This window comes from Sporosarcina sp. YIM B06819 (genome assembly GCF_033485175.1).
GTDB lineage: Bacteria > Bacillota > Bacilli > Bacillales_A > Planococcaceae > Sporosarcina.
Genome location: NZ_JAWLIQ010000033.1, coordinates 1 through 25,064 on the forward strand (window position 1 = coordinate 1; position 25,064 = coordinate 25,064).

Sequence of the window (25,064 nt, forward strand, 5' to 3'; positions counted from 1 at the left end):
CAGGATAGTTATTTTTAGTATACCTAGGCTTTTAGACAGAAAAAACCCCAAATGGGTCACTTTTTTAAAAGTGTCTACCATTTGGGGTTCAGTTCAATACAGGGCTTAGTGGCTTTACTTGCTATATCCTTTTTCCATTCGCAAAATCCAGTTAGATAATAACGGAAAATACGTTTTGATATTCATTTGGATTTTAATTGCCACTTCTTCGTTATATGTATGCACAGTTAGATTTCTGTCGTTCACCATTTGCAAGGCAAGGATTGCTTCTTCATCATCAAATAGCGTTATTTCACGACAGCCTCGAATAACGCCTTTTGGTGAGCCTATATCAATACCCTCGATATCATACAAATATTGTTTGGCTGCTTTCCAACTTGCCTCAAATGTAAATTCAAATCGTTGAATTAGCGCATCTCGTTCTACATCATTCGGCTGTTCAATCACAACAAGTTTCTGTAAGGAAGCTAATGCTTTTTTGGCAGATACTATTCGTTCTTGTAGTCTTTCCAAATGACTCCCTCCCTTTTCACATTTTGAATTAATGCAGAACTTGCATCTTCAAGATTAACAATATCTACATTGTATGGAATCATTGATTCATCAATCCGGTCATGTAACTCCAGCCACTTAGAAGGGGAAAGCTGATAATGAGATTCCACAGCTATATCGATATCCGAACTTTGCTTTTCTTCGTTTCTCGCCCATGAACCAAACAAATATACTTTGACATCTTCATTGCACAAAATTTGATCAATAATACTTTTTAACTCGCTCAAAATTTGCTCACGTAACTCCAGATGAGTGGTCATTCTATTCCCCTCCCTTTTCATTTATCATAGCATACTAAGAACCCAAACAACCTGATGGAATCCACCCTACCCCTCCACTATTTGTTTTGATAAGCGTATATCCTTCACATGTATCATCGACAATAAACACTTGCTCACCTTTTTTCACCGATAAAAAGGTTGTACTTAGATCATCTTTACAGTGTGCCTGTTTATCTTCGATAAGTAGATATTCATTTTTAATCCACTGTTGAATACCGAGATTACTATTTTCACAAAGTGTAAAGAACTTTTCTTGCTTTATTATTTGCATCTGATAATTCGGATAGGTGACGGTTCCAACTCTTTTCGTTGACTCCACATGATCATGTTGCACAATCATGTCATTCGTTAATTCATCAACATATGTAAATGAATAAGTGTCATTCTCAATAATTAAAGCATTTAGTTGCCCATCTACTTTTATTTGGTTCCCACCGTCTAATGCAATCATATGTTTCTTTAAATCAATCAACGGATTATGTGAGCTAATTTGTTTTGCTCTATAATTAACGACTGGCCAATGCCCTACAATGACTGTTTTATTGGCCTGATGTTCTTTTTCATAAAATGCCGGTGCAGATAAAGCAAATTGTTCATCTGTCAGCTTCCAGTCTTCCCTATTTTCAATACCTGCATGAATGATAATAAAATCATCCGTTTCAAATGCAATCGGGAGTGCTTCTAGCCATTCCAATTCAACCGAAAAATAGTGACGGTAAAAATGTGCTAGCTCTTGCAGGTTAGGAAAATCATCCAGTGATTTATCATATTTCAATAACATCTCATTTAAAACAGAATCCTTTCGTCTATTCATATATGAAATAATTCCTTCATCTCCACTAAATACATGACGAAATAAAACATCACAATTCCCTTTTGTGATATAGACATTAGTCGATTCTTCGGACATGCTGCGCAAATAGTCAATTACCTCTAAACTTGCAGGTCCTTTCTCACATAAATCCCCATTAATAAATAGATAGTCTTCAGTTGTATACTGTAATTTGGCTAATAATCTTTTGAAAAGCTGTACATTTGCATGTATATCTGAAATGACAATTGAACGCTTTGTTTTATCTAACTGCAAGTATTTTACTTCAATCACAAATTCATCTCCCAAATCGGACTATCTATTTCCAGATTTATAATCAGTATTTTCATTTTATCCCATTGATACTTGGTTCGTCTAATGAAATGGAGTATTCAATAATCTGAAACATTCACACCTATGTGAGGTAACTAAAAAAATTCGTGTCTCAAAGTACTTGTATTCTCTTTATTCGGCATTATAATTCAATACAGAAGATAAAATTTATAGAATGTGGAGACCATATGCGGACTTATAACGAAAAAATTAGTATTTATCACGGGATGGCATCGACCATTGCATTAAACTTTTCGAATAACTTCTTTCCTATTTTTGCGATTACCATATTGGGTGCAACCAATTACCAAGTTGGGCTTATTAATTCCCTTCCTCCACTGATGGCATTGCTTATGACGATTCCGGCTGCTATTTTGTTGAATAAAGCGCACGCGCAAAAGAAGCTTGTCGCGATGTCGGTGTTGCTCGCTCGTTTAATGTTTATATTAATCATTATGCTCGTTTATTTACCATCTACAACGCTACAAGGTTGGGCATTCCTCGTCGTGCTTGCCATTATGAGTATGCCTAATACAGTCGCCAATATCGGCTGGCAAACGCTGATTGGCGGCTTAGTTAGTGATTCAAGGCGAGGGACATTTTTTAGTGATCGCAATAGAATGCTCACGATAGTCGGCCTCATTTCAACGCTGATCATTGGGATTCTGATGAAGGACGCATCCGACAATGTGGTTGCCTATCAAATCTTATTCGCCATTGCATTTTGTTTTGGATTGCTAGAAGTATTCTTGTTAATGAAACATAAGGAAGAGCCTCTAAAAATGGATGGCCCCATCGTAAAAAAGAAAGTGATGGATTGGTCCATTTTTCAGCATTCTCGCTATGTATCATTTTTAGTTGCTGCCCTATTTTTCAATTTTGCATGGCAAATGGCATGGGGTATTTTCAATATCTATCATATTCGTATCGTCGGGGCGACGATTTTTTGGTTAAGCATATTTTCAGTCGGTAGCATGTTAGTGCAAATATTGACTTTCCCACTCTGGAAAAAATGGGCAGAACAAAGATCCAATATCCAGGTTTTCGTATGGGCAGCCATTGGCATGGCAACGACACCATTTTTGACGATATTATCTACAAACTTGTATTATTTAACAATTGTCCAAACAACGTCAGGTTTTTTCTTATCAGGTACTGTACTCATATTGTTCAATTTACTGCTCGAACAATCGCCAGAAGCTTCGCGGACGTATTGCATCACAACCTACAATGTTTTGCTCTCGGTGGTGGCTTTTATCGCGCCACAAGTCGGCATTTGGCTATTAGAAATGTGGGGCGTTGAAATCGCGATGACCATTAACACAGGAGTACGTTTTGTAGCAGCAGTTCTCTTTTTCGTTGTATATATTCGGTTTGCACGGGAATCAAAGGCTTTGATTTAATAGTGAAATGAATGAAAAAGGGCAAAGTCGATTATGACTTCGCTCTTTTTATTTACAATTTATTTATTTCATGAGGTAGGTTATTAGGATACCTAGAATGATTCCTACTAAGACGGTTGTACCGTATAATAATACCCTCTTCAATACTTCATCCTTTCTATTTTGGTGTTTCTTTAGTTTATGGATGATGTTTGAAACATATTCGGTAGAAGTATCAAAGGTCTTGTAAAAACGATTAGATTGGGAATAATATGTGCACTTGCTTTTGAAAGGGAAAGGAGATCCAATATCCAATGATGAAAAGAATTGTAATATTTTTCATTATCGCTGCTATTGTCAGCATGCAACATTCCCCATTTTTTTTAGCACAATCCAATGAAGAATTGAAAGCAGCATTTGTCAAAAACGATGATCTATGGCTTAAAGTTGAGGATAAAGAAAAAAGAATTACCAATGGTGAATATGTTAGATATCCACAATGGTCTTTTGATGGGAACTGGATTGCATATATTAGAGGAGTCAAAAAAAATGAATTTCCGATATTTGAAGGAGATCTTTGGCTTTATAATGTTAAGCAGAATCATCATACTAAGGTTTTACCGAATGTTAACAAGAATTTTCAATGGGCACCACATAACAATATCCTTGCATTGCAATCGGCTAACGACTTAAAAACGATTGATGCCCAATCATTACATCAACTTCAAAATATAACATCGGGTATTGAAAACTTTTCGTGGTTACCGGATGGGAGTGGCTTTTTAACTTCTTCTAAAGCAGGTGAAAATGTTTTTTCTGATATTGTGTTATCAAAAGTTTTATTCAACCGAAAAAAGAATCAGTATCAGTCTCACCATTTCTACACAATACATGTTGGAAGGAATGATTATTTTTATGGTACCAGCCAATTTAAATGGTCCTACGATAATAGGTGGATCGCATTTCAGTTAGTTCCAACAGCATCTTTGTCTGCCAATAGTAATACTCTAAGTATACTCTCCAATGACGGAAGTCATTTCCATAAATTCGGTGAAATGTTACATTACGAAGAATGGTTTCAATGGGCGCCAACTACTAATTCTTTAGGGTATATAGAAGGATTTGGTCGAGGTACGATACAAAATAAGAAATTAAAGGTCGAGGACATAGTTAATAATACCAACATTCTTTTCAGTCCTAAAGGATTTGTTGATAGAGATTTGACATGGAAAACTGATAATCAAATTTTCGTATCACGATCTTTGGAAAGCGATTGGCTAGATGTTGAACTCAGACCAATGCCCAGTATTTACCGCATTAATCTACAAACTAACAAGCAAAGAAAAATAACTAGTCCATCTTCAAAGGAAGGCGACTTTTATCCTCAGTGGATAAGCAACGAAAATAAATTAATATGGATAAGGACTGATCGGGATCATGCAAGTGTTTTAATTGCAGATACTAATGGTGAAGATCAGAAAAAATGGATTGAGAACATTGATATAGGGTCCTGGTACTATGAACACTGGGAATGGGATGAGGTTTTTAGTTTATATCAACCGTAACTTATTGTTACTTAGTCTCTACCTCCGCTCCATTTTTTCAACGAAGAGCAGGCATTGATGCCAGTAACCCGAATCTCAAAGAATAATCACCATCCATGACGCTTAAACGATAATCGTGATAAAGTATTAACTTAACCGAGAGACTATCCGCTACCGCCGTTGGGTATGATGGGGCTTTGACCGTTTAAGTTGAATAAACGATATTAATAAGATGAGGTGCACAAATGAATATATTTACACAACACAACCCGACGAAATTATACTTTGGTAAGGGGCAAATTAGTCAATTATCTGCAGAAGTCGGACAGAAAAAAGTTCTTTTAGTCTATGGTGGAGGAAGTATTAAGCAAAATGGCGTCTACGAGGATGTCAAAAACGAACTGGCCAAAGCAGGCGCTACGGTATTTGAATTAGCTGGTGTTGAACAAAATCCACGGTTAACAACTGTTTATCGAGGCGTTGAAATTTGTAAATCAGAAGAAATCGATATGCTGTTAGCCGTTGGTGGCGGAAGTGTCATTGATTGTACGAAAGCGATTGCCATTGGAGCAACATATGACGGAGATGTTTGGGAGTTAATCACTCGAAAAGCGCCTATCGAATCTGCCCTTCCCATCGGCACCGTGCTTACTTTAGCCGCGACTGGCTCTGAAATGAATCCCATATCGGTGATTTCAAACTGGGAAACAAAAGATAAGCTTGGCTGGGGCTCGCCACTTGTATTCCCTAGATTCTCGATCCTGGATCCGACCTATACGTACTCGGTGTCCCGTAAACAAACCGTTTATGGAATTGTCGATAGCATGTCTCATGCACTCGAAAGTTATTTCCATCGAACGAAAAACACACCAGTAATTGATGGGTTCATCGAATCAATACTCCGAACTGCGATTCAGACAGCGCCAAAACTACTTGAAGATCTATCTTCTTACGACCATCGTGAAACGATGATGTATCTTAGTACAACAGCGTTTAATGAAACATTATCGAATGGTACAGATGGCGGGGACTGGGGATCTCACCGCATTGAGCATGCCCTTTCCGCTGTGTATGACATTCCGCACGGTGGAGGACTAGCCATTTTGTTCCCGAATTGGTTAGAGCATGTGCTCGAGGAAGATCCTTCACGTGTAAAAATGTTGGCAACGAACGTTTTCGGCATTTCCGATACAGGCAAAAGTAACGTTGAAATCGCAAAAGAAGGAGCCAAGGCACTTCGTACATTTTGGGATTCTCTTGGTGCCCCAAATCGTTTGAGCGACTATGACATCGACGACAAAGATATTGAATTGATAATCGATAAAACCTTTATCAAACCCGGCGTTGGTCTATACAAAGAATTAGATCGAGAAAGTGTCAGGGATATTTTAATGCGTTCGATGTAAACGTACAGGTATGCACTCCTACTTTTGGGGTGCTTATTTTAGTGACAATCCATTGCTCTTGACGACGTCAGTTGTTGCCACAATTCGAAGGTCACGAATGGTGGCAGTAACTGGACACTGAAATGAACTCACTATGAATCATTTTTAGTGGCTGCGCTGTTCTTTATTGTGTATCTTCGTTATGCATTCGATTCTATGGCTTTGATTTTGAAATTGAATACCACTTCAGAGATGCCTCTTGCCCCAAGTAAGCTTAGGGCAAGAGGCTATTCCTTATATAGCGCCTACAATGAGTTCCAAAAACGAATGCTTTTTCTCACATTACCTGTTGAGCATAGGATACAGAAACAATTGAGACAGTTTGAGTAGTAGTAACGTTTAACCGTTATATAACTCGCTTTGACGAGTATCTAACTAGCATTGCTGTAACACCAAGCAACACCACACCGAAACTTCCAACGGCAATGCTTGGATTTTGGATAGATAACCTTGACATAGGCAATCCGCAAAGAGCCGGATTGATAGCGGCTGCACCGACCATCGTCCCCATGATAGCCGCGAGCCCCCCAAAAAAGAAACCAGTAGCTATTGATTGCGACTTCTGCGTCAAACAAAAAAGCATACTAATGAAAGCACCAATCCATATGTTAATTGCGCAAATAACAATGAATTTAAAAGGGAAAACTATATACAGAAGGATGCCTATGACAAAACTGGTCATCTGCCCCGCATCCAGAGCTGCGGGAAATCGGAGATATTCACTGAAGGTATATCGCGATTTGTAGATCAATACATATTGATAGACACCTAATAAAAAACCAACTACGAGTAAAAACACCCTTAAAGTAGTCATTTCTCGCTACTTTCAACGTTCACTTGAGCAGAATAGATCTCTTTCATTACAATCATAAAAGAACATAATATGAAAAACTCAGTCATGGCCGCAAATGGAATACTGAAAAATGCGGCTGCCCCTATCATTGGAGCCATCATTCCTGTCATGAATCCGCAAACATAACCGGAGAGCATCGCTTGCCTGTGAAATAACCTGCCGAACAAACCACCTGCCGCCATTCCTATCAACGTCGTTACTCCTGTCACTTCCATATAATAGAACGGATACTTATAAATCAGAAGGATCCCGGTCCCGAGAGACAAGCCCCCGCCCGCAACCATCGCGACGTTCATACCGATATGCAAGCTGATTAACTCTTTTCTCCTGAACATCCATAAATACATAACAGCAGCAAATAAAAATTGGAGAATCAACATACCCCATATCCAAGCCGACAAATGGATTCCTCCTTCAATCCATTGTATGAGGAAGACAGGTAAAAAATCGATAGTTGAATTGTTTATACTCTGAACCTGTTTCTTTTTACTTTCTCAACAGCGATCAATCTAAGAGAAAACAAATACTATTCATTAAGAGGAATGCTCCGAGGGAAATTGAAAACATTATAGGGGTCGTATTTGCGTTTAATTTTTATTAATCGATTCATGTTTGCTCCGTAATAGGTTAATTCCCACTCCTTAATGTCTAGATCCGGGAAATTCACATAATTTCCTTTCATATAGGGGAGCATTGCTTTTCGAAAGTCATTGACCCAACGTATATTTTCAAATTCTTCTCGATCATTTTTCCACCTTGTCGCAAACTCTAATATATACTTTGCGCCTCGGTGATAGTAGGCTGTTTCCGATGGTGATACATCACTTACTGCTCCTCCAAGACTCTGTCCCCATACATCGGAATTACGGTTCGGTGCGTCCCTTAAATATTCAATCATTGTCTTAATTCCTTTGGCTGGTAATGGATGGTAGCCGAATGCACCTGTATTTTTAAATTTGTGAAATTCTATCAAGTCTGGTTCTGCAAAAAACGTAACTGCATCTTTAAACGGTACGGTTTTAATCATCACTTCCGTTGGTGTTCCGGCTTTAAGTAACGGTTTTAATAAATCCTTTAACTCTACCTTCGTACCAAGTAGTTGACCCGTTGAGATAATTGTTCCATTCAATTTTGAACCAAGTGTAATATCAGAAGTTAGCCGTCTGCATATATATGGTGCCCAATTTTGCCATGTTTGGAAAACGGGTTCGATATCATTCCAATCCCAATTAATTTTGTAAATCGAAACATCACGAATCGGATGTACTTTAAATGTAAAGGTTGTAGCGATTCCGAAATTACCTCCCCCACCCCCAAGAGACGCCCAGAAAAGATCACGGTTCATACAGTCATTTGCTTTAATGACTTTCGCGCCATGTTCTCCTGAGGCGACTACCATTTCGACTTCTACCAAATTATCAATTGTCAGTCCCCAGATACGGTGTAGAAAACCGATTCCCCCACCCAGTGTTAGCCCGGCAACACCAACATCTGGCGCCGTACCTGCTGGAATTGTTACACCATAACGAAATAGCTCTGCATACAAGTCGCCTAGCGCAATACCCGTTTGCACTTTAGCAATTCCTCCTTGTTTATCAACATGCACTTTGGTCATTTCGCTAACATCAATAATAATTCCTTTATCTACTAAAGAAAAAGCCTCGAAACTATGTCTACCGCTTCTTGCACGGAGAGGAACATCATTTTCTCTTGACCATTTCACAGCATTCACGACATCATCCATACATTGACAAAAAACAATGACTAGCGGGTACTTAGAAAATCGAGAATTGTAATCCATACGTGCTTGTTCGTATTCAGAAGCTCCTGGTAAGACAATTCGGCCTGTCAGTATTGTTTTTCCCTTCACAATATCGACTCCTTATTTTCATAGCATTCTTCTTTCACAATAGAGTAATTCCCTGTTCATAGTGTATGCGAAAGCCTTGGCATAGTTTAAGCTGGTACTTACGAGTGGTTATTCGGATTGATGACAAATCAATCCGTTGAATATACAAAAAAAATCAGCCATTTGCGCACATGACTGATTTCTATCTATACATTATCTAACTAATATTAAGCCGCTGTTATATTTCAATAATGACTGGAAGAATCATCGGTCTTCTTTTTGTTCGTGAATACAATAGGGTTTCAATCGATTTTTTTATATGTTGTTTTAGATTAATTCTTTGACTTCTATTGGCGCCCTGCAATTTTTTAATAGTTGTACTGACTAACTGATTGACCTCACGTAATAACGCTTCTGAATCGCTGCCGTATACGAAACCACGAGTAATTGCATCTGGTTCAGAAATAAGCTGACCATCTGTTTTATTCAAGGTAATGACAATCACCAGCATCCCCTCTTCGGAGAGCAGTTTCCGATCACGTAATATGATATTCCCAACATCTCCAATACCCATGCCGTCTACGAAAATACTCCCCGATTGAACTTTTCTCGTTTGGCGAGCAACTTGATTCGTGATATCAACAACATCACCATTGTTAATAATGAAAATATTGTCTCTTTGCACACCAACTGATTCGGCCAATAGGCGGTGCTGATACAGCATTCTAAATTCACCATGGATAGGAATGAAATATTTTGGTTTCATAAGCGTTAACATAAGCTTCAGCTCTTCCTGACAGGCATGTCCTGAAACATGCATACCTGTCACCGTTCCTGATCCATAAATTACTTTAGCTCCCAAATGAAATAAATTATCGATGATGCGTGCCACACTTTTTTCATTCCCTGGAATTGGCGTTGAAGCAAAAATAACTGTATCATCTGGCTCGACTTCTACCTCTCGAAAATTTGAACTCGCCAAACGAGACAGCGCTGCCATCGGCTCTCCCTGACTTCCCGTACAAAGTATCGCAACTTTCTCCGGGTCCATTCCCTTGATTTCATTTTTCTCGATTAACATGCCTTCTGGAATCTTCAAGTAGCCAAGCTCCGATGCAACCGCGACGACATTTACCATACTTCGCCCAAGCAAGGCCAGTTTACGGTCTGTTTTTTGCGCTGCATCTACTACTTGCTGGACACGATGGACGTTAGAGGCAAAAGTTGAGATGAATACCTTCCGACCCGCTTGACGGAAGGCTTCTTCAATATGTCCACCTACAAGTCGTTCAGACGGATTAAAACCCGGACGCTCCGCATTGGTACTTTCCGATAATAAAAGTAACACACCCTGATGACCAATTTCAGCCATTTTATAAACATCCGGATAATCATCATTCACAGGTGTTAAATCAAACTTAAAATCACCTGTATGGACGACCGCTCCCTCTGGTGTATGAAATACAACGCCTAGACAATCGGGAATACTATGATTTGTTTTGAAAAATGTTAATCTTACTGCGCCAAAATCCAGGTCAGACTCATCATTTACTAAAACTAGCTCTGTTGACCTAAGAAGACCATGTTCTTTTAACCGAAGCTGAATTAAACCTAGCGTTAATCGTGATGCATAAATCGGGATATTTAATTGCTTTAAAAAGTATGGGATACCTCCAATATGATCCTCGTGCCCATGCGTAACAAGTAACGCACGAATCTTCTCCTTATTTTGCTGCAAATACGCTATATCTTGGATAATCAAATCAATCCCCAAAAGACTTTCATCAGGAAACTTAGAACCACAGTCAATCACAAAGATATCGTCTTCATATTGTAATACATACATATTTTTCCCAATTTCATTAATGCCACCTAATGCAAATACGGACAGTTTATTGTCAGTTTTAGTCATCTATAAAATCCCCTTACTTTGAAATAATAGTCAAAGTATGCCCTTAAAGAATTTTATTATGAATGAATGCTACAAAGACAAGCTGGGATTCTTCAAAATAATAGCAAACCCCTATCCAGTTGCATGGATAGGGGTACAATAGAAATTAATTTCCCGGGAAATTGCCAATTGGAACTTGTCTGCTCTATTGAATCGTCTCCAATAATCGATAAGTTTCTTCAACTGCCGTTACAGCTAATAGATTTTCTCTAAATTCATCATCCATCAAGCGGCGGGATAACATTTGTAAGATTTTCAAATGTTCATCGCCAGCGCTTTTTTCTGGAACTGCAATCATAAAGATTAATTTAGCAGCTGTTCCAATCCACACCATCACGTTGGAGTCCGAAAACGACTGCTGGTCGCTTCACTGCATCGGATTTACCATGCGGAATCGCAATATTTGCACCAATCCCCGTCGTACTTTGTGCTTCCCGCTTAAAGATCGCTTCTTTAATAAAAACTTCTACCATTTTACTGATAGAAGTTTTTACAATTGATTTCCATATACTACATCTACAAAAAAACTCTAGTTATTCCTTTGCTGCTCCAAATACTCTATCGCCTTTTTCAATCTTTGTAAACCTTCTACTACTTTAGACTGTGGGCAGCCTACATTCATTCTGATAAAATGCTTCCCGCCTTCTCCATACGTATCCCCCGCCATTATCGCAACCTTGCCATGTTGCACAAGTGCCGCTTGTAACTGTTCACTTGAATAAGGCAGTTGTGATACATCAATCCATGCTAGATAAGTGGAGTTTGGCATTGTTAAATGGAGTGAAGGTAAATGCTCCTCCAAAAAGTCTTGAATGATTTGCAAGTTGCTGTGAAGATAGCTCACTAATTCGTCTACCCAATCTTCACAATCATTATAAGCAGTCATAGTGGCTTCAATGCCTAATATGCTAGCACTTGATAAGCCATCTTTGTTCTTTAAAGCTAGCAAAAATTGTGTTCTTATTTGCTCATCAGGAATCAGAAGATAAGAACCTCCTAATCCAGGGATATTAAATGTTTTACTTGCAGAACTACAAATGCACACTTTACTTGTATCCATCATAACATCAATAATCGGAATATGACTATTTCCTTCGTAAATGATATCCATATGAATATCATCGGAAATAATATAAACTTTGTGCTCGTTGCAAAGCGCAACAATCTTTTCCAACTCTATTCTCGTCCAAACACGCCCCGTTGGATTATGTGGGCTACAAAGAAGAAGCACTTTTGCTTTTTCATGGGATAACCTTTCAGCTAAATCGATAAAATCAATGGAATAGTGCCCATTTTGATAGATTAATTCATTACGTGAAATGATACGATTATTGTCTTGTATTGTTTTATAAAAAGCATCATAAGCAGGAGTTTGGATAATGACATGATCCATTTCGTCCGTTAATAGCCCAATCATTTTTGAAATGGAATAAATAACAGAAGGACTATAAACAATCCACTCGTCTTGAATCGTACTTGAAAATCGTTTTTGGTACCAGCTACTTATAGACTGTTTATAGTCATCGTGATTCCAGCGTGTATAGCCAAAAACACCATGGCGTAATCGTGTTTCAAGTGCATTCACTATCGTTTCCGGTGAACGAAAATCCATATCCGAAATAGAAAACGGTAGGAGGTCTTTTTCGCCAAATCGATCTTCAATATAATCCCACTGGGTACAATATGTCCCCTTCCGATCAACCACTTCGTCAAAGTCCTTCATTTTTATCACCCTACTTTAAATAATCTTCTCAATTTGTGATTTTAATATTCCTACTTGTGGACCGATAATGACTTGTACATTATGTTCATCAAGCTTGACAATTCCAAGCACTCGACACTGTTCTTTCAACACTTTTTCGTTGACCTTGTCCATATCTGCCACAACAAGTCGTAAGCGCGTCACACAATTATCCAGCGATTGAATATTTTCTTTGCCACCTAATGCCTGCAGTACTTGCTCTGCATAACTTGATCCTTCATTCGCAGTTGAACCGGCTTCCTCTTCAGAATTCGCCTCTTCACGTCCTGGTGTTTTAATGTTGAATTTGGTGATTGCATAGCGGAACACAATGTAGTAGATTGCAAACCAAATGGCACCTACGACGAGTACAAGATACCATTTCGTATCCAACCCCTGCATAACACCGAAAATCATAAAGTCGAGTATACCACCATCTGTATTTCCAATCGTAACACCCAACATACTCATGACCATAAACCCTAGCCCTGTCAAAAACGCATGGATGACAAACAAAGCAGGTGCTACAAACAAGAATAGGAATTCAATTGGTTCAGTGATTCCCGTTACAAAAGTAGCAATCACACCCGATATTAATAAGCCCTTAATTTTTTTGCGATTTTCCGGACGAGCCGTATGGTAAATCGCAAGAGCTACAGCTGGTAAACCGAACATAAAGGTTGGCATTTTCCCTTGCGATAAAAACGCTGTTGCTGAAGGACTGATGCCTGTACCACTCTGCAATTGGGCATAGAAAATATTTAATGCACCAGAGATGGTTTGGCCATTCACTATTTCAGTTCCACCAGCCTCCGTAAAGCGAATCATTGCTACTAAGATATGGTGTAGCCCAAATGGCAGCAAGAAGCGTTCCCCAGCTCCGAATAGAAACGGACCAAACATACCCGCCTTTTGAATAATCGTCCCGATACCCGTAATGCCTATCGCAAAAATAGGCCAAATCATCGGAATTAGAATACCGACAATTGACATAGTAAGCGCTGTCACAATCGGTACAAAACGAGCCCCGCCGAAAAAGGCAAAGGCATCTGGCAACTTAATTTCATAGAAACGATTATGCAATAGGTAAACAATAATACCGACGATAATACCACCGAGTACCCCCATCTCTATCGTTTGAATTCCCATTACCATTCCTTGACCTGCTTGACGCAATTGATCAGCAGCAACTAGCTTCCCAGTTTCCGATAAATAAAAATTGATGGATAAATTCATAATGACATAGCCGATAAATCCTGAAAAAGCAGCGACACCTTTTTCATAGCGAACGAGTCCCATTGGAATCGCCATCGCAAACAACACTGGTAAATACGTAAAGGCAAAGCCCCCAATCGTGCCCATATAGCTAAATAGCACTTGTAAAGCAGGATGCCCTAAAAATGGAAATGCTTCAATTGTAGATGGACTCGAGAAAGAACTCCCAATTCCTAAAATAAGTCCCATAAATGCCAACAAAGCAACTGGTAGCATAAATGTTTTCCCAAGACCTTGGAAGAACTCCCATAAACGAGATTTCATAGATCTATTTTTCATCATTCATTCTCCTTTTCAACTGAGATGTTGTAATTTGATATCAGTATACTTTGACTCCATTTCACTAAGCAAGCGCTTTCAAACCTTTGTATATCCATACATTTTTTGTACAGCCGCTCACTTCTTTGCTTAGTGGACAGAAAAAAACCGTAGAAAAACTTTCTACGGTTTAGACGTATTATTAAACTGCTCGAGATACGTTAAGATGATAAAATCTAAAAGCATTGTTAACGGAAAACGTGAACTCATATCGACTTCTCCGTAATAATAGTTCGTTACATGCGCCTGAAGGGATAAATCCGCTTGCTGCTGTAATCTATTTTTTTGTTGACCCGTAATGGCAATCATCTTGACATTTCTTTCCTTCAATAAAGAAGCATACTCTAGCATATTGATCGTTTCTCCACTATACGAAACCAATATGGCTAAATCATTAGTCGTTAAACTACTAGCAACACTTCGTAGCTCGTCCCAGTCTTCCCGTGCACTCGTTATTTTCCCTGAAAACATCAGTTTCCTTGCTGCATCAATACAAACTGGAAGAGAATTCCCTACCCCAAAGAACTCCACATGCGTGCTTTCATGAATACACTTTGCCACTTCGGTAAGTAATTCTTCATTAATCGACTGCAAAGTGCTTGTCATTTCATGTTGGACTCTTGTCATATGCTCCAGTAACACACCAGGGTTTGGAGAGTCATTCAATTCTTTTGCCTGACTTACTTCTTTACTCAACGAATATTTCATGTCCTGAAAACCACGGAAGCCTAACTGCTGGCAGGTCCGACTAATGGTTGCAGTCGAAACAAAAAGTCTTTTGGACAGCTCATCCACATTCAAATCCACAACCATATCTGGATAATGCAAAATGTAGTCCAGCACTTCAATCTCTAGGCGACTTAAGCGCTCTCGATGCTGCGTTAAACGTTTCAAAAAAACTTGCAAGTCCATCCCCTACTTATCAGATGAATTTCATTCGCTCTAGCCATTATGACTTATTCATGCGCTACCATCATCTCTAAATCTCCTGCTATCTCATAACTTGAAACCGTTGCCGGCAACATAAAGTTGTCCCCTTTTTTAAGTGGGAATGAACGGCCATCCACAATAATTTGTCCTGTACCATTCACGACACTAACCAACAAATAATCCGCTTGTAAAGGTGTCACAGTTCTGCCATTCAACTTCCAATCATAAACCGTGAAATACTGTTCTTTCACTAATCGAGTAGAGACTAAATCTCCAACAATCTGTTCTTCTATTTCAGGCGCATTTGATGAGTGCGGATAAGTCGTTACCTCAATCGCAGACTGTATGTGAAGTTCACGTGTGTTCCCTTCCGCATCCTTGCGATCATAATCATAGACACGGTATGTAATATCCGAGCTTTGTTGGATTTCCAAAATGACAATCCCCTTGCCAATCGCATGAATCGTTCCACTTGGCACATAATAAAAATCGCCTTTTTTCACAGGAACACTCATCAGTAAATCATCCCATTGTCCTGCATCCACCCGACGCTTAAAGTCTTCTTGCGTTTCGGCGCGGTGGCCAAAAATGATTTCACTATCCGGCTCACAATCTAGCACATACCAGCACTCCGTCTTGCCATACGGTTCGCCTTCGACTTGCTGCGCATACGCATCATTTGGATGAACCTGTACAGATAAATTATCATTGGCATCCAGTATTTTTACCAATAACGGAAAGTCACCCTCTGTCGTTTCCTTGCCAAATAATGACGGATGTTCAGACCAAGCCTGCGCTAAACTTTGCCCCTGTAACGAACCATTATTAATCATAGAGGGGCCATTTTTATGGGCCGAAATCACCCATGCCTCACCTGTTAAATCATTTGGGATCGAATAACCAAATAACGTCTTGAGTTTATCGCCCCCCCAAATTCGTTCTTGAAATACTGGTGTTAAAAAAATCGGTTCTTGATACATAGTAAGCTCCTCCTATTTTTCCAAAGCGTTTTTATCATAAACTAACATACCATCTTTCTGATTATACACGAAACTCGATTGTAGGTTAAAAAATTTCCGTCCATACTTACCTCTTGATGATTTCATCCACTGCCTTTTTCAACATCTCAATAAAATGCTGACAATCTGAACCAGGACTCAAATCAATTAAGCGAACAGAATAATCATTTGGCTCATAATTCGCTTGCCTTGCATCCCCTTTGATTGGATAGACGGCCCATACTTCAGTGACAGGTTGAACGTCGATTAGCGGGTTTTTTTCACCATTTAAAGTAAGCGTATGCGATGCCATACCTCTGGAATACGAAGCAAGTTGTTTCATAACTTTTGATGGCTGACGCCCATCTTTTAAATTATCTGCATTCCATAAGTATTCTTTTTTCCGGTATTTGAAATCCACAATCAAAGATCCTTTAAATTGAGCATCCACCCAAATGTCGATTCGACAGTCTGGTTTATTGTTATCCATCGTAAACATTGTTCGAAGTGGTGATACATATTCACGTTGTTTTGGAATAATTTCATCATAAAAAATTCGAATGGTATAATTTTCGCGTACGAGTTCGACATAATCTGATTCATGTTTTTTAGGCACAATTGCTTGGTCGAGTGTATGCTGATCGATTTGTAACCAGTTTTTTTGTATGCTGAAGCCAAATTGTTCTTTAAAAATATTGACAATCGTTAAGTAACCCCATATTTCATACAATAAATCCGACCGTTTATAGTGAAATTGAAGCTTTGGTTCAGCTGTCTTCTGTTGAGGGCTCTGTTTTAACATCCGATATATTTTATAAAAAACAGTGTATGTGCCCACAGTAAAAAAAGCCATCGGTACTTTTCCTGAGGATATCTCTGGAATGTCTCTCACCCAACGTTCATTCAAAAATATTGTCAACTGATTTTGAAGGACAACCAATTCCTTTTCCAATAGCCTAGCCTGCTGGACATTGTAGGTAGCAGAATAAGGATGTCTAAAGCAAGCCTTCATGTCAGTGACATATTTCAACAGCACAACAACAATCGATTTTAGCCAACTGTTTTCTAAAATACTGTACGTCACTTTTGATACAGGTGCTTGAATTGTTTTCTGCTGTTCTGGATGCATCATGACATATTTTATCGATTTTCCATCAATTTTCTTTGCTTTAGACCTTGGAATAACAGGGTATGTCTTAATCACTGAATACCGTCTGTTCTTGTCAATTGTATGCAAACCACTTATAATTTTTTCTTTATTCGATAAGATAATGGAGTACTCATTGATCTTTTTCGGACCAAATATATCGAAAGCAGCCTCATTATACACTTTCCGTCTGCGCGCCAATTCACCCGATAATCCCTTTACGGCTTTCTCGATTTCCTCTACCATAATCACGTGCTGATCTTCCGTTATGCGTTTCGTTAACACTTTTGCTCTTGCTTCTAACTCATTCCCTTCTGGCGTTATGACCATTAAGAAATAGGTCCCAGGCATAAAGGGATACGGTTTGTTATTGACAGTTGGGTTATAAAGAACAATTGGCGTCTTAGATGGTTGAATAAAAACACCCCTACCATCCTCATGTACAATCTGCTCATCTAGCTGATCCAGCCCATCTATATAGAGCTTATATCCCATCGGCGCTTCAAAAATGACCCTCAGTTCGGAGTTTTCCATCAGCTTTATTTCATCGACTAAAAAGTATTGGCTTGTCTTTTCATGAAAATGTTCACATTCAATTTTGTTTTCACTGTCACCATAGGTCTCGATGAAAGTAACCTTAAAATGCGAATCCATTCCTCGCCAACTCCTTCGCTTTCTCTGAGATAACAGACCGTGATCTATCAAAATCAGAATGACTTGCGTACTTATCAAACAATTCCACTAATAGAGAGTTCATGATGACATTTTTTTCAGCATCAAATGTTCCGACTAATTTCCCGAGTATTTCCTCCGAGCCTCGGATCTTCGGCATCACCCTTTGGACAAATTGCAAGTCGAATGCTCTTCTTCGATCAATCGGACAATCCGTTAAGTTGGACAGGTTTTTAATATAACTATCGATTTGTTTCACGACACGTGGACCAATGCCTAAAGCTGATGAAATTTCCCCAAGAGCCAAATGGACTTCCCATAAAAACTCAAGCTCATTTTCTGTCAAAACCATTTTTCGATCTTGATGTATAAATGCATGCACCACATAGGAATTTTTTTGCTTCAAGTCAATTTTCTCTGCGGGGGTTAACTCTATATCTAATAGCCTTTTGAAGGGCTCAACATGCAGTGTTAGCAAATTAGAACGATCCAGCACTTTGTCACTAAAGTGATGTGTACTTTCATCTAAATTTACTGTACCTGTGAAAATGACATTATCGCCAATATTCACTTCCGGTGGGAAAAATGAACCGTTATAAAACCTATTTTCCAATTCCCGGTTATACAATTTTAACTTTCTTCTGCCTTTATCCATCTCAAGCACAGATAAAAATTGTGAGAAATAGTGTTCTACTTTTGCTAAGTTCATCTCATCAAAACAAATAATAAATGTCTCCGAACGGTTTTTTTCTGCTTCAATCAGTAAGTTGACGATTCCGGAATCAGCTGCCCGGTAAACATTATTGATCGTATCTGGATAGCCGATTAAATCAGAGTCATCCGTCCAGGTAGGGCTAACAGGCACCATAATAAATTTGTCTGAATCGATATTAAGGCCTCTTTGGTAAGCATTGATTAACTGGGATTTCCCCGTGCCACTCATGCCGGCCAGTATGGTTAAGCCACCCGTTTTCACACAAGTATGGAAGTTATATAAATCTTCCTCCTTGTACTTCAGATTCATCCTCTTCGTTTCAGCAATGAACTGTTTCATAAAGGCTTCCTCATCGACTTTTAACTTATCAGCAACTTCAGAAAGAGAAGTTCCAGACGGTTCTTCGGCTATTTTTGTTACATCAGATAATAACGTAGAATCTTGTGGTTTAGCTTGTTTACTATGTGGAGCTGTTAGTGCATTCGCTTGCTGCAAAGAGGTAATGATGTCATGCTCTTCATCCAAACCAATAAAAGCTACATGCTGAAACATATAAATTTCATTGGTAATCTTCTTGTCCATTTGTTTGAATTTGAATTCTTGATTTTCTGTTGTAAAGCTAAAGCCACCATGTGCATAATGATGGCTTTCAAATTCCCCTACCGCAAAGTAATCGTTTTCCAACGTTTTATACAATAAAAATCGAGGAGTATCTTCTGGTTCTTTCGACACTTGGTCATTTCTACCAATATAATGACCTACTCTTAAATTGGTGATAAACTGATTCCATGAATAATCATCTGGATTGTCTATCTCTCTTTTTTCTATAAATAATGGCACTGGTGAGAAGGCTGCATGCTCTGAAAAGGAAGGTTTTTTAGCAAGTAGCTGAATATTTTTCGCAGTAAAAAACTCGTCTTTCGGCGTGATTTTTTTCTCCATTTGAAAAATCAGCAGTTTGCCATCTAAAAAATCAATCATACTTTGAATTCTTGCATCTTTTTCATATAAATGATCTTCAAATCCATGTTGCTCTAAATCACTCCCCCAGCAAGTAACTGAGCTTTGGCTGTTCGGAAAGCTATGAGGCGGTGTAGAAAGAATTCGAATGGTCGCTTGAAGATCGTTAGAATTATTAACAAAAACCGGACGAGAACCCGGAAACTTTCCTTCTTCCGCTAATACGCCTAATATATATGGTTCCCAAAATCTATTCATGCCGTAGTGCCCCCATAAGTTTTTTTAGAGTAGCAAAATTATCAATGCGCGTGATGCGCTGCCTGACATCTGCTGGTATTGCCTCTTCATATATAACATCATCAATCGTATAACTTAGATAAAAAATATAATCATACGTCTCTGATACTGCAAGAAAATCCCCAATTGTATCTAATTCATACACAACTACTGTAAACATCTCTTTGACGATAATGGATGAGTTTTTCGGATCTCCAATCAATGCCACCTTCTTGACCATTTTCTTAGAACTATCTTCTTTTTCGCTTAGTTGAATGAGTTTAGTATGTTTATCTTTTTCTTTTTCTAATAATATGTGTGTGTGTTTAAGCTCTTCTTCAAAATGACTTGCTCTATTTTTCTCTAATGCCAGCTCTTGTTTTAATTCATTCAGCTCCTTTTGATGTTGCCTATTCTTTTCTTTATTATCATTTTTCAACTTTCTTAGTTGTTCCATCAGTTCCTCTTTTTCTTGAGTAAGAATGACGATTTTTTGCTGTAACTTCTTTTGGATTTTAGGTTGCATACCTTCGTCTACACTTTCTTTAAATATGACAACGGCCTCTTTACTATTTTTATCGGGATCCAAAACAGTGTTGACCGTCATATAATCATCGTATAATTTCAGCGCTTCACTGTAATGATTTTGCAAAAATAACAGGAGCGCTATCTCACTCTTTTTACAGTCATTGTCTTTGGCAATCGTCAGCAACTCTTCTTTAGTAAACTCTTCATGTGCCCTGCCCACCAAAAACGGAAATGGTGGTAGAATTTTCTGGTTTTTCAATTTCACCCTTGTCTGTTTAAGAAGCAGCTTATTTCGTATGAATCCTTTGTGGAGCTTGCTAATCGCATTCGCGTTTTGTTTTATATTGGAAGCAAATAGTAACAAGGCTAATTGGTCCCGATTCAACTTGTCAATCATCCATTCAAAAAAATCCTTGTCTTCTAGCCGCGTATTCATTGCACTTTCTAGTTCCATTAATTCACTCAATAAACTTCCCCTCCTCTCTAGTAATCATACTATAAATTCAGAAAAATTCGACCTGTTATACAATAAAGATTGGCAAATATATTTCTACTTCCTTATTGAATCGATACCTATTCAAACAAATCCATTTGCCCTACTTGATATGGACTCGAATACGGTTGCATAGTTCAAATTCTGGATTTTTGCCATTTATGCTGTGCGCGTACTATTCGTATAATTGAGTGTAGAAAAAGACCTTTACGAATATTCGTAAAGGTCTCACACTTCTATGATTTTGGATATATTTTGGATCCATTTGAATGGGAAATCAGTGCACGATTATTTCACATATACCTCAAATAATGAACCTCTACTCTAAAAATCAAACAACCTATCTGTTTTTGTAGAAAAGGCTTCACTTTTCCATTATAGTCCTCAAGTGATCTACAAGCATAATCCTCATACAATGAAGCAGTATAACGACAAGTAACTTCAAAAGTTTGTGGACCACCCGCAGGCGAATGTCGCTCGGCTATTTCAACAATCTCCATATGTACACGATCATTTTTCAAATAAGTTGCCGATGTAGGTACTATATCCTTCGATAAAAAAGATATAATTCCTGTTGCATAAATCATTGTAGTTCTCTCCCTATTTATGAAGAATTAAGGCCTGATTAGCGCCTCACGGATGCATATAGTATAGCATAAGCCATTGCTTGGATTAGTCACTTTGAGGATGGATGGGTGGGTGGGCTGACACAGAAAATAACGATCATCGAAGCCAACAATAATCTGATACAAGAACATCAGCCACACGAGTGAATGGCTGATGTTTTTTTACTTTATGCGATCAATCACTTTTTCACCTCGAAAGAAAACATTCCTTATCTTTTCAATCTCAATAATGTCTAATCCAGGAATACCTTCTGCCACCAAGAAATTGGCATCCAATCCCTGTTCTAGTCTGCCAAAGTAATCTTCTTTCCCTAGAATTTCGGCTGGATGTGCAGTAAGCATTGCCAAAATCTCATTTTCATCGTAGCCATACTGCTTTAATAACTGCATGGCTGGGTTGGCAATTAGCATCAATACATCTGGTCCTTTTAGGGTTTGATCTTGAAATGGCAACCATGAAGTCCCTTGATAAGGTGGTAAATAAGCGTCTGTTGAAATTGAAACAGCAATATTGCTGTTCACTAATGTAAGAATCTCTTCGGGTGAATTAGGCAGCAAGTGAGTTCCGCCCATTGGTGTAGCGACAATCCTCACCTGCTGTTCTGCTACTTTCTTTATTAACTGATCCGTGATGCCATGTGCATGGTGCAACACATCAACACCTGCCTCCAGGGCCATTCGCAGGGCAACCTCACCAGCAACATGCGTACCTATTTTCTTACCAGATTGGTGATAGATCTCTACAATCTTTTTTAATTCCGCTAGCGTATAAATGATTTCCCCTGCCCTTGGCACTTCATCGGCAGTAAAGTTCGCTGGCGTCGCATTGATAAAAATATTTTCACCTGGATAGTCACTTGCTTGCGCAATCAATTTCACTACATCCGGATTAATTAACTCTTTTTTCTCAACGGCCTGCGACTGTGTAACAGCCGTATAATGGGCTAATTTTTCGAAACCAATTGATATGCTCGTCGTTGCAAAAGAAACATCAAGTGGCATATCCAAAACAGCACTTCGATAATCACATACTGAAAAATCACAGAAAGGATGCCCACATATTTGCTCTCCAAGTGCTGTAATACCTGATGACAGGGCACTCAGGAGAAGTGCTTTTCCCACCGCAAAATGATTTTCGGGGGAAGTAGCATAAAGTGAAGACGGTGCAAACTCCAATAAGTGCGTATGGCAATCAACCAGCGATGGTGTTATGACATAATTCGAGTAATCAATGACAGGTAGACTAGGATAGTGTTTCTGAAGTTCTTTCCATCTTCCTACAGCTAAAATTTTCCCATCCTCCACAGCCAAAGCACCATTGTCAATCGTCCCTAACGGACTTACAGTGACAATCTTTTTTCCCCTAACGATATAACGATGACTCTTCATTTAATTCACCAAAAACGGCGTTAAAAAAGCAGCCAATACCCAAGCCGTAACAAATCGGAATAGCAGTCCAATCAGTGCAGCTTTTAAAGCTTCTTTTTCATTAAGATCCGATGTTTCCGCCCAAGTGACGGGTATCTGACCAAAAATAACGGACAAGGGCAACCCAGAATTCGCCAAAACAAATGATCCGACAATTAACCGCGGATCTACTGTACTCGCCACCTCTGCAAGTTGAGCAACCGCTAGCGTAGGAGCAGCAAGGATTGAAATGATACCTGTTGTTGGTTCAATACTTATGAAAGTTAAAAAGGATGATAAAGAAGATTCGATGACACTCCAAATACCAAAAAACTTTAATGCACCAATAAAGAAGAATACAGCTGCAACGGCTGGAATGATGATTAACAAAAGAAGCTCTACACCTTCTTTGGCAGAGGAAAATATCGTTTGCAGAAATTTTGTTTTTGGGGTGAAACGAGGGAGATGTTCTAGTTCAACCCTTTTAGTATCTCGATAAATTGTTTTTGATAATATAAAAGGGACCACGATAATAGGGAGAAAAATGGAGAAGACAACAAGTGGAAATGCTTGAATACCAAAAATGGAAAGTGTAATGAGCCCTAATACGAGTGTAGCGAATGATTGCGGGGATTGAATCATCGTTGCGATAGCAATCTTTTGCTCAGCCTTAGTAGCCCTTGCTTTAACGAGAATGGGACCAGAGATTTTCCCAGCAGCGTTAATATCACCAAGAATATTATAAACACTCGGGATGATAACAGCCGGATTGATCTTAAGCCATTTCATAACTGGAACAAAAAGGCGGATTAGCCCATCCGTAAATCCTAACCGTTCCAATAATCGTCCAAAAATCACACTGACAATAATTGCAACTCCGACTTCGCTTGTTAGAAAAACATCAACAACGATTAGTTTAACTTCTCCAATGATCGTGTTAAAGAATTGAGCCAGCGAATTTGGAGCAAACAAAAGGATAATCAGTGACATACAAACTAACAAAACCCCTATCACTTCAAAAGGATACCATTTTGACCTTGGAGACTTGCCTTTTGAGTAAATTGTTTGTTTTTTGTCCATAGCTAGACCCCCTACCGTTTTTCTAACTTATGTGTGAATGAATTTGTGTGTGTTTGTCTAGTTTAAATTAAAGGATCTGTGCAACACTTTTTATCAATATTGCCTTAGTCGGAATACTTCCGCAAAAATGTTGTATGTTACGAATAGTCTTTGAATTCCAATTGGTTATCATTTTTAGCCATATTAAAACCCTTCATTTACCTAAGTAAATGAGGGATTAGTGGTTTATCTATTTGAAAGACTACTACTTACATGCTCAATTACATCTTTAAGTAGCATATCCGTCATCGATTCCAGTCTATGTTCGACGGCGCAGAAATCCATTGTATGAGTTACTTGGTTTGGAACAATGACACAACTCATTCCTGCTCGCTTAGCTGCTAATGCACCGTTTGCGGAGTCTTCAAATACTAGACATTCTTCTACAGCTAGCCCTAGACCTAATGCAGTTTGCAAGTATAATGCGGGGTCAGGCTTTACTTTCTCAACATCATCCGAGGTTTGAATGCATTCGAAGTAATCGAATAAGTTTAAGTTTTTCAAATGAGTAGATACCCATTGATAAGTTGAACTAGTAGCTAAACCGATTTTCAAGCCCATCTTTTTAGCTGATTTTATATAGTCCTCTACGCCTGCTCTTGCTTTCTCCTCAGCTAATATAGAATGGTACTTATCTTCAAACTTTTCTTGTAAAATTTGATGTTCTAGTTTTCTTTCGAGCTTTTCTTCCAAATGTTTAAAAGGAGAGAAACCAGTTTGAGTCCCTATTTCTTGTTGCCAACGTATAATCGGCAATTCACTTCCATGCTCAGAAAAAATTTCCTGCAACACGAGGTACTGATGAGTTTCGGTATCTAAAATTAACCCGTCAAAGTCAAAAATAATGCCCTTTATCAT

At 38.7% G+C, this 25,064-nt stretch carries 21 protein-coding genes and 1 pseudogene; 3 read left to right on the plus strand and 19 right to left on the minus strand.

From position 1 onward, the window contains the following. Positions 1–114: 114 nt before the first annotated feature. Genes R2B72_RS17005 through R2B72_RS17015 form a run of 3 tightly spaced genes read right to left on the minus strand, consistent with a single transcriptional unit; the run spans position 115 to position 1,938 of the window. Entirely contained in the window at positions 115–513 is a 399-nt protein-coding gene (locus R2B72_RS17005; protein WP_318618018.1) for an HI0074 family nucleotidyltransferase substrate-binding subunit, read from the minus strand. Next, positions 489–812, minus strand: coding sequence for a nucleotidyltransferase domain-containing protein (locus R2B72_RS17010; protein WP_318618019.1), 324 nt, complete (start codon positions 810–812; stop codon positions 489–491). Before R2B72_RS17010 ends, R2B72_RS17005 begins: the two co-directional genes overlap by 25 nt. Positions 813–846: 34 nt before the next feature. After that, the gene (locus tag R2B72_RS17015) at positions 847–1,938 is read right to left on the minus strand and encodes a metallophosphoesterase (RefSeq protein ID WP_318618020.1); all 1,092 of its coding nucleotides are present in this window, start codon (positions 1,936–1,938) and stop codon (positions 847–849) included. Positions 1,939–2,165: 227 nt separating this feature from the next. Between R2B72_RS17015 and R2B72_RS17020 the strand changes: the two genes are divergently transcribed. The 3 genes from R2B72_RS17020 (at position 2,166) to R2B72_RS17030 (ending at position 6,309) form a co-directional block, all read left to right on the plus strand. Then, the gene (locus tag R2B72_RS17020) at positions 2,166–3,380 is read left to right on the plus strand and encodes an MFS transporter (RefSeq protein WP_318618021.1); all 1,215 of its coding nucleotides are present in this window, start codon (positions 2,166–2,168) and stop codon (positions 3,378–3,380) included. Positions 3,381–3,673: 293 nt separating this feature from the next. After that, positions 3,674–4,924 carry a translocation protein TolB gene (locus R2B72_RS17025; protein ID WP_318618022.1) on the plus strand — a complete coding sequence of 417 codons (1,251 nt, stop codon included), beginning with the start codon at positions 3,674–3,676 and terminating at the stop codon, positions 4,922–4,924. 224 nt (positions 4,925–5,148) lie between these two features. Continuing rightward, entirely contained in the window at positions 5,149–6,309 is a 1,161-nt protein-coding gene (locus tag R2B72_RS17030) for an iron-containing alcohol dehydrogenase (RefSeq protein WP_318618023.1), read from the plus strand. A 385-nt stretch (positions 6,310–6,694) separates the two neighbouring features. Here the strand turns inward: R2B72_RS17030 and R2B72_RS17035 are convergent, their stop codons facing one another. The 16 genes and pseudogenes from R2B72_RS17035 to R2B72_RS17110 all read right to left on the minus strand — a co-directional run bounded on the left by R2B72_RS17035 (position 6,695) and on the right by R2B72_RS17110 (position 25,064). After that, positions 6,695–6,919, minus strand: a complete 225-nt coding sequence (locus R2B72_RS17035) for a hypothetical protein (RefSeq protein WP_318618024.1) — start codon at positions 6,917–6,919, stop codon at positions 6,695–6,697. 239 nt (positions 6,920–7,158) lie between these two features. Next, entirely contained in the window at positions 7,159–7,602 is a 444-nt protein-coding gene (locus R2B72_RS17040; RefSeq protein WP_318618025.1) for a hypothetical protein, read from the minus strand. A 125-nt stretch (positions 7,603–7,727) separates the two neighbouring features. Next, positions 7,728–9,074 (minus strand): FAD-binding oxidoreductase, encoded by a 1,347-nt coding sequence (locus R2B72_RS17045; protein WP_412177875.1) that lies wholly within the window; start codon positions 9,072–9,074, stop codon positions 7,728–7,730. Between the two features lie 214 nt (positions 9,075–9,288). Next, positions 9,289–10,962 (minus strand): ribonuclease J, encoded by a 1,674-nt coding sequence (locus R2B72_RS17050; protein WP_318618027.1) that lies wholly within the window; start codon positions 10,960–10,962, stop codon positions 9,289–9,291. A 184-nt stretch (positions 10,963–11,146) separates the two neighbouring features. Beyond that, positions 11,147–11,456 (minus strand): annotated as a pseudogene (locus R2B72_RS17055) (PTS sugar transporter subunit IIA); the annotation flags it as partial. A 74-nt stretch (positions 11,457–11,530) separates the two neighbouring features. Then, positions 11,531–12,724: a MalY/PatB family protein gene (locus tag R2B72_RS17060; protein WP_318618029.1), complete on the minus strand. Its 1,194-nt coding sequence runs from the start codon at positions 12,722–12,724 to the stop codon at positions 11,531–11,533. A 15-nt stretch (positions 12,725–12,739) separates the two neighbouring features. Continuing rightward, on the minus strand, positions 12,740–14,296 hold the full coding sequence (gene malX, locus R2B72_RS17065) for a maltose/glucose-specific PTS transporter subunit IIBC (RefSeq protein ID WP_318618030.1): 1,557 nt from the start codon (positions 14,294–14,296) through the stop codon (positions 12,740–12,742). Positions 14,297–14,458: 162 nt separating this feature from the next. After that, positions 14,459–15,241, minus strand: coding sequence for a MurR/RpiR family transcriptional regulator (locus tag R2B72_RS17070; RefSeq protein ID WP_318618031.1), 783 nt, complete (start codon positions 15,239–15,241; stop codon positions 14,459–14,461). Positions 15,242–15,291: 50 nt separating this feature from the next. Continuing rightward, positions 15,292–16,245, minus strand: coding sequence for a mannose-6-phosphate isomerase, class I (manA, locus tag R2B72_RS17075; protein ID WP_318618032.1), 954 nt, complete (start codon positions 16,243–16,245; stop codon positions 15,292–15,294). Positions 16,246–16,351: 106 nt separating this feature from the next. Beyond that, positions 16,352–18,064 carry a DUF2357 domain-containing protein gene (locus R2B72_RS17080; protein ID WP_318618033.1) on the minus strand — a complete coding sequence of 571 codons (1,713 nt, stop codon included), beginning with the start codon at positions 18,062–18,064 and terminating at the stop codon, positions 16,352–16,354. Continuing rightward, positions 18,048–20,015 (minus strand): AAA family ATPase, encoded by a 1,968-nt coding sequence (locus tag R2B72_RS17085; RefSeq protein ID WP_318618035.1) that lies wholly within the window; start codon positions 20,013–20,015, stop codon positions 18,048–18,050. Before R2B72_RS17085 ends, R2B72_RS17080 begins: the two co-directional genes overlap by 17 nt. Continuing rightward, complete coding sequence (locus tag R2B72_RS17090; RefSeq protein ID WP_318618036.1) at positions 20,008–21,027, minus strand: hypothetical protein; 1,020 nt, start codon at positions 21,025–21,027, stop codon at positions 20,008–20,010. The genes R2B72_RS17085 and R2B72_RS17090 overlap by 8 nt, the downstream gene beginning before the upstream one ends. Positions 21,028–21,347: 320 nt before the next feature. Continuing rightward, a complete protein-coding gene (locus tag R2B72_RS17095; RefSeq protein ID WP_318618038.1) occupies positions 21,348–21,641 on the minus strand; it encodes a hypothetical protein in 294 nt (97 codons plus the stop codon). Positions 21,642–21,842: 201 nt separating this feature from the next. Continuing rightward, positions 21,843–23,069 carry an amidohydrolase family protein gene (locus R2B72_RS17100; protein WP_318618039.1) on the minus strand — a complete coding sequence of 409 codons (1,227 nt, stop codon included), beginning with the start codon at positions 23,067–23,069 and terminating at the stop codon, positions 21,843–21,845. Then, positions 23,070–24,167 (minus strand): hypothetical protein, encoded by a 1,098-nt coding sequence (locus R2B72_RS17105; RefSeq protein ID WP_318618040.1) that lies wholly within the window; start codon positions 24,165–24,167, stop codon positions 23,070–23,072. It lies immediately after the preceding gene. A gap of 225 nt (positions 24,168–24,392) precedes the next feature. After that, the gene (locus tag R2B72_RS17110; protein ID WP_318618041.1) at positions 24,393–25,064 is read right to left on the minus strand and encodes an HAD family hydrolase; all 672 of its coding nucleotides are present in this window, start codon (positions 25,062–25,064) and stop codon (positions 24,393–24,395) included.

Coding starts and splice junctions, on each gene's coding strand:
- R2B72_RS17110 (WP_318618041.1), bottom strand. CDS start 25,064: ATGATAAAGGGCATTATTTTTGACTTTGACGGGTTAATTTTAGATACC.
- R2B72_RS17025 (WP_318618022.1), top strand. CDS start 3,674: ATGATGAAAAGAATTGTAATATTTTTCATTATCGCTGCTATTGTCAGC.
- R2B72_RS17060 (WP_318618029.1), bottom strand. CDS start 12,724: ATGAAGGACTTTGACGAAGTGGTTGATCGGAAGGGGACATATTGTACC.
- R2B72_RS17105 (WP_318618040.1), bottom strand. CDS start 24,167: ATGGACAAAAAACAAACAATTTACTCAAAAGGCAAGTCTCCAAGGTCA.
- R2B72_RS17030 (WP_318618023.1), top strand. CDS start 5,149: ATGAATATATTTACACAACACAACCCGACGAAATTATACTTTGGTAAG.
- R2B72_RS17080 (WP_318618033.1), bottom strand. CDS start 18,064: ATGGATTCGCATTTTAAGGTTACTTTCATCGAGACCTATGGTGACAGT.
- R2B72_RS17095 (WP_318618038.1), bottom strand. CDS start 21,641: ATGATTTATGCAACAGGAATTATATCTTTTTTATCGAAGGATATAGTA.
- manA (WP_318618032.1), bottom strand. CDS start 16,245: ATGTATCAAGAACCGATTTTTTTAACACCAGTATTTCAAGAACGAATT.
- malX (WP_318618030.1), bottom strand. CDS start 14,296: ATGAAAAATAGATCTATGAAATCTCGTTTATGGGAGTTCTTCCAAGGT.
- R2B72_RS17020 (WP_318618021.1), top strand. CDS start 2,166: ATGCGGACTTATAACGAAAAAATTAGTATTTATCACGGGATGGCATCG.
- R2B72_RS17085 (WP_318618035.1), bottom strand. CDS start 20,015: ATGAATAGATTTTGGGAACCATATATATTAGGCGTATTAGCGGAAGAA.
- R2B72_RS17010 (WP_318618019.1), bottom strand. CDS start 812: ATGACCACTCATCTGGAGTTACGTGAGCAAATTTTGAGCGAGTTAAAA.
- R2B72_RS17050 (WP_318618027.1), bottom strand. CDS start 10,962: ATGACTAAAACTGACAATAAACTGTCCGTATTTGCATTAGGTGGCATT.
- R2B72_RS17100 (WP_318618039.1), bottom strand. CDS start 23,069: ATGAAGAGTCATCGTTATATCGTTAGGGGAAAAAAGATTGTCACTGTA.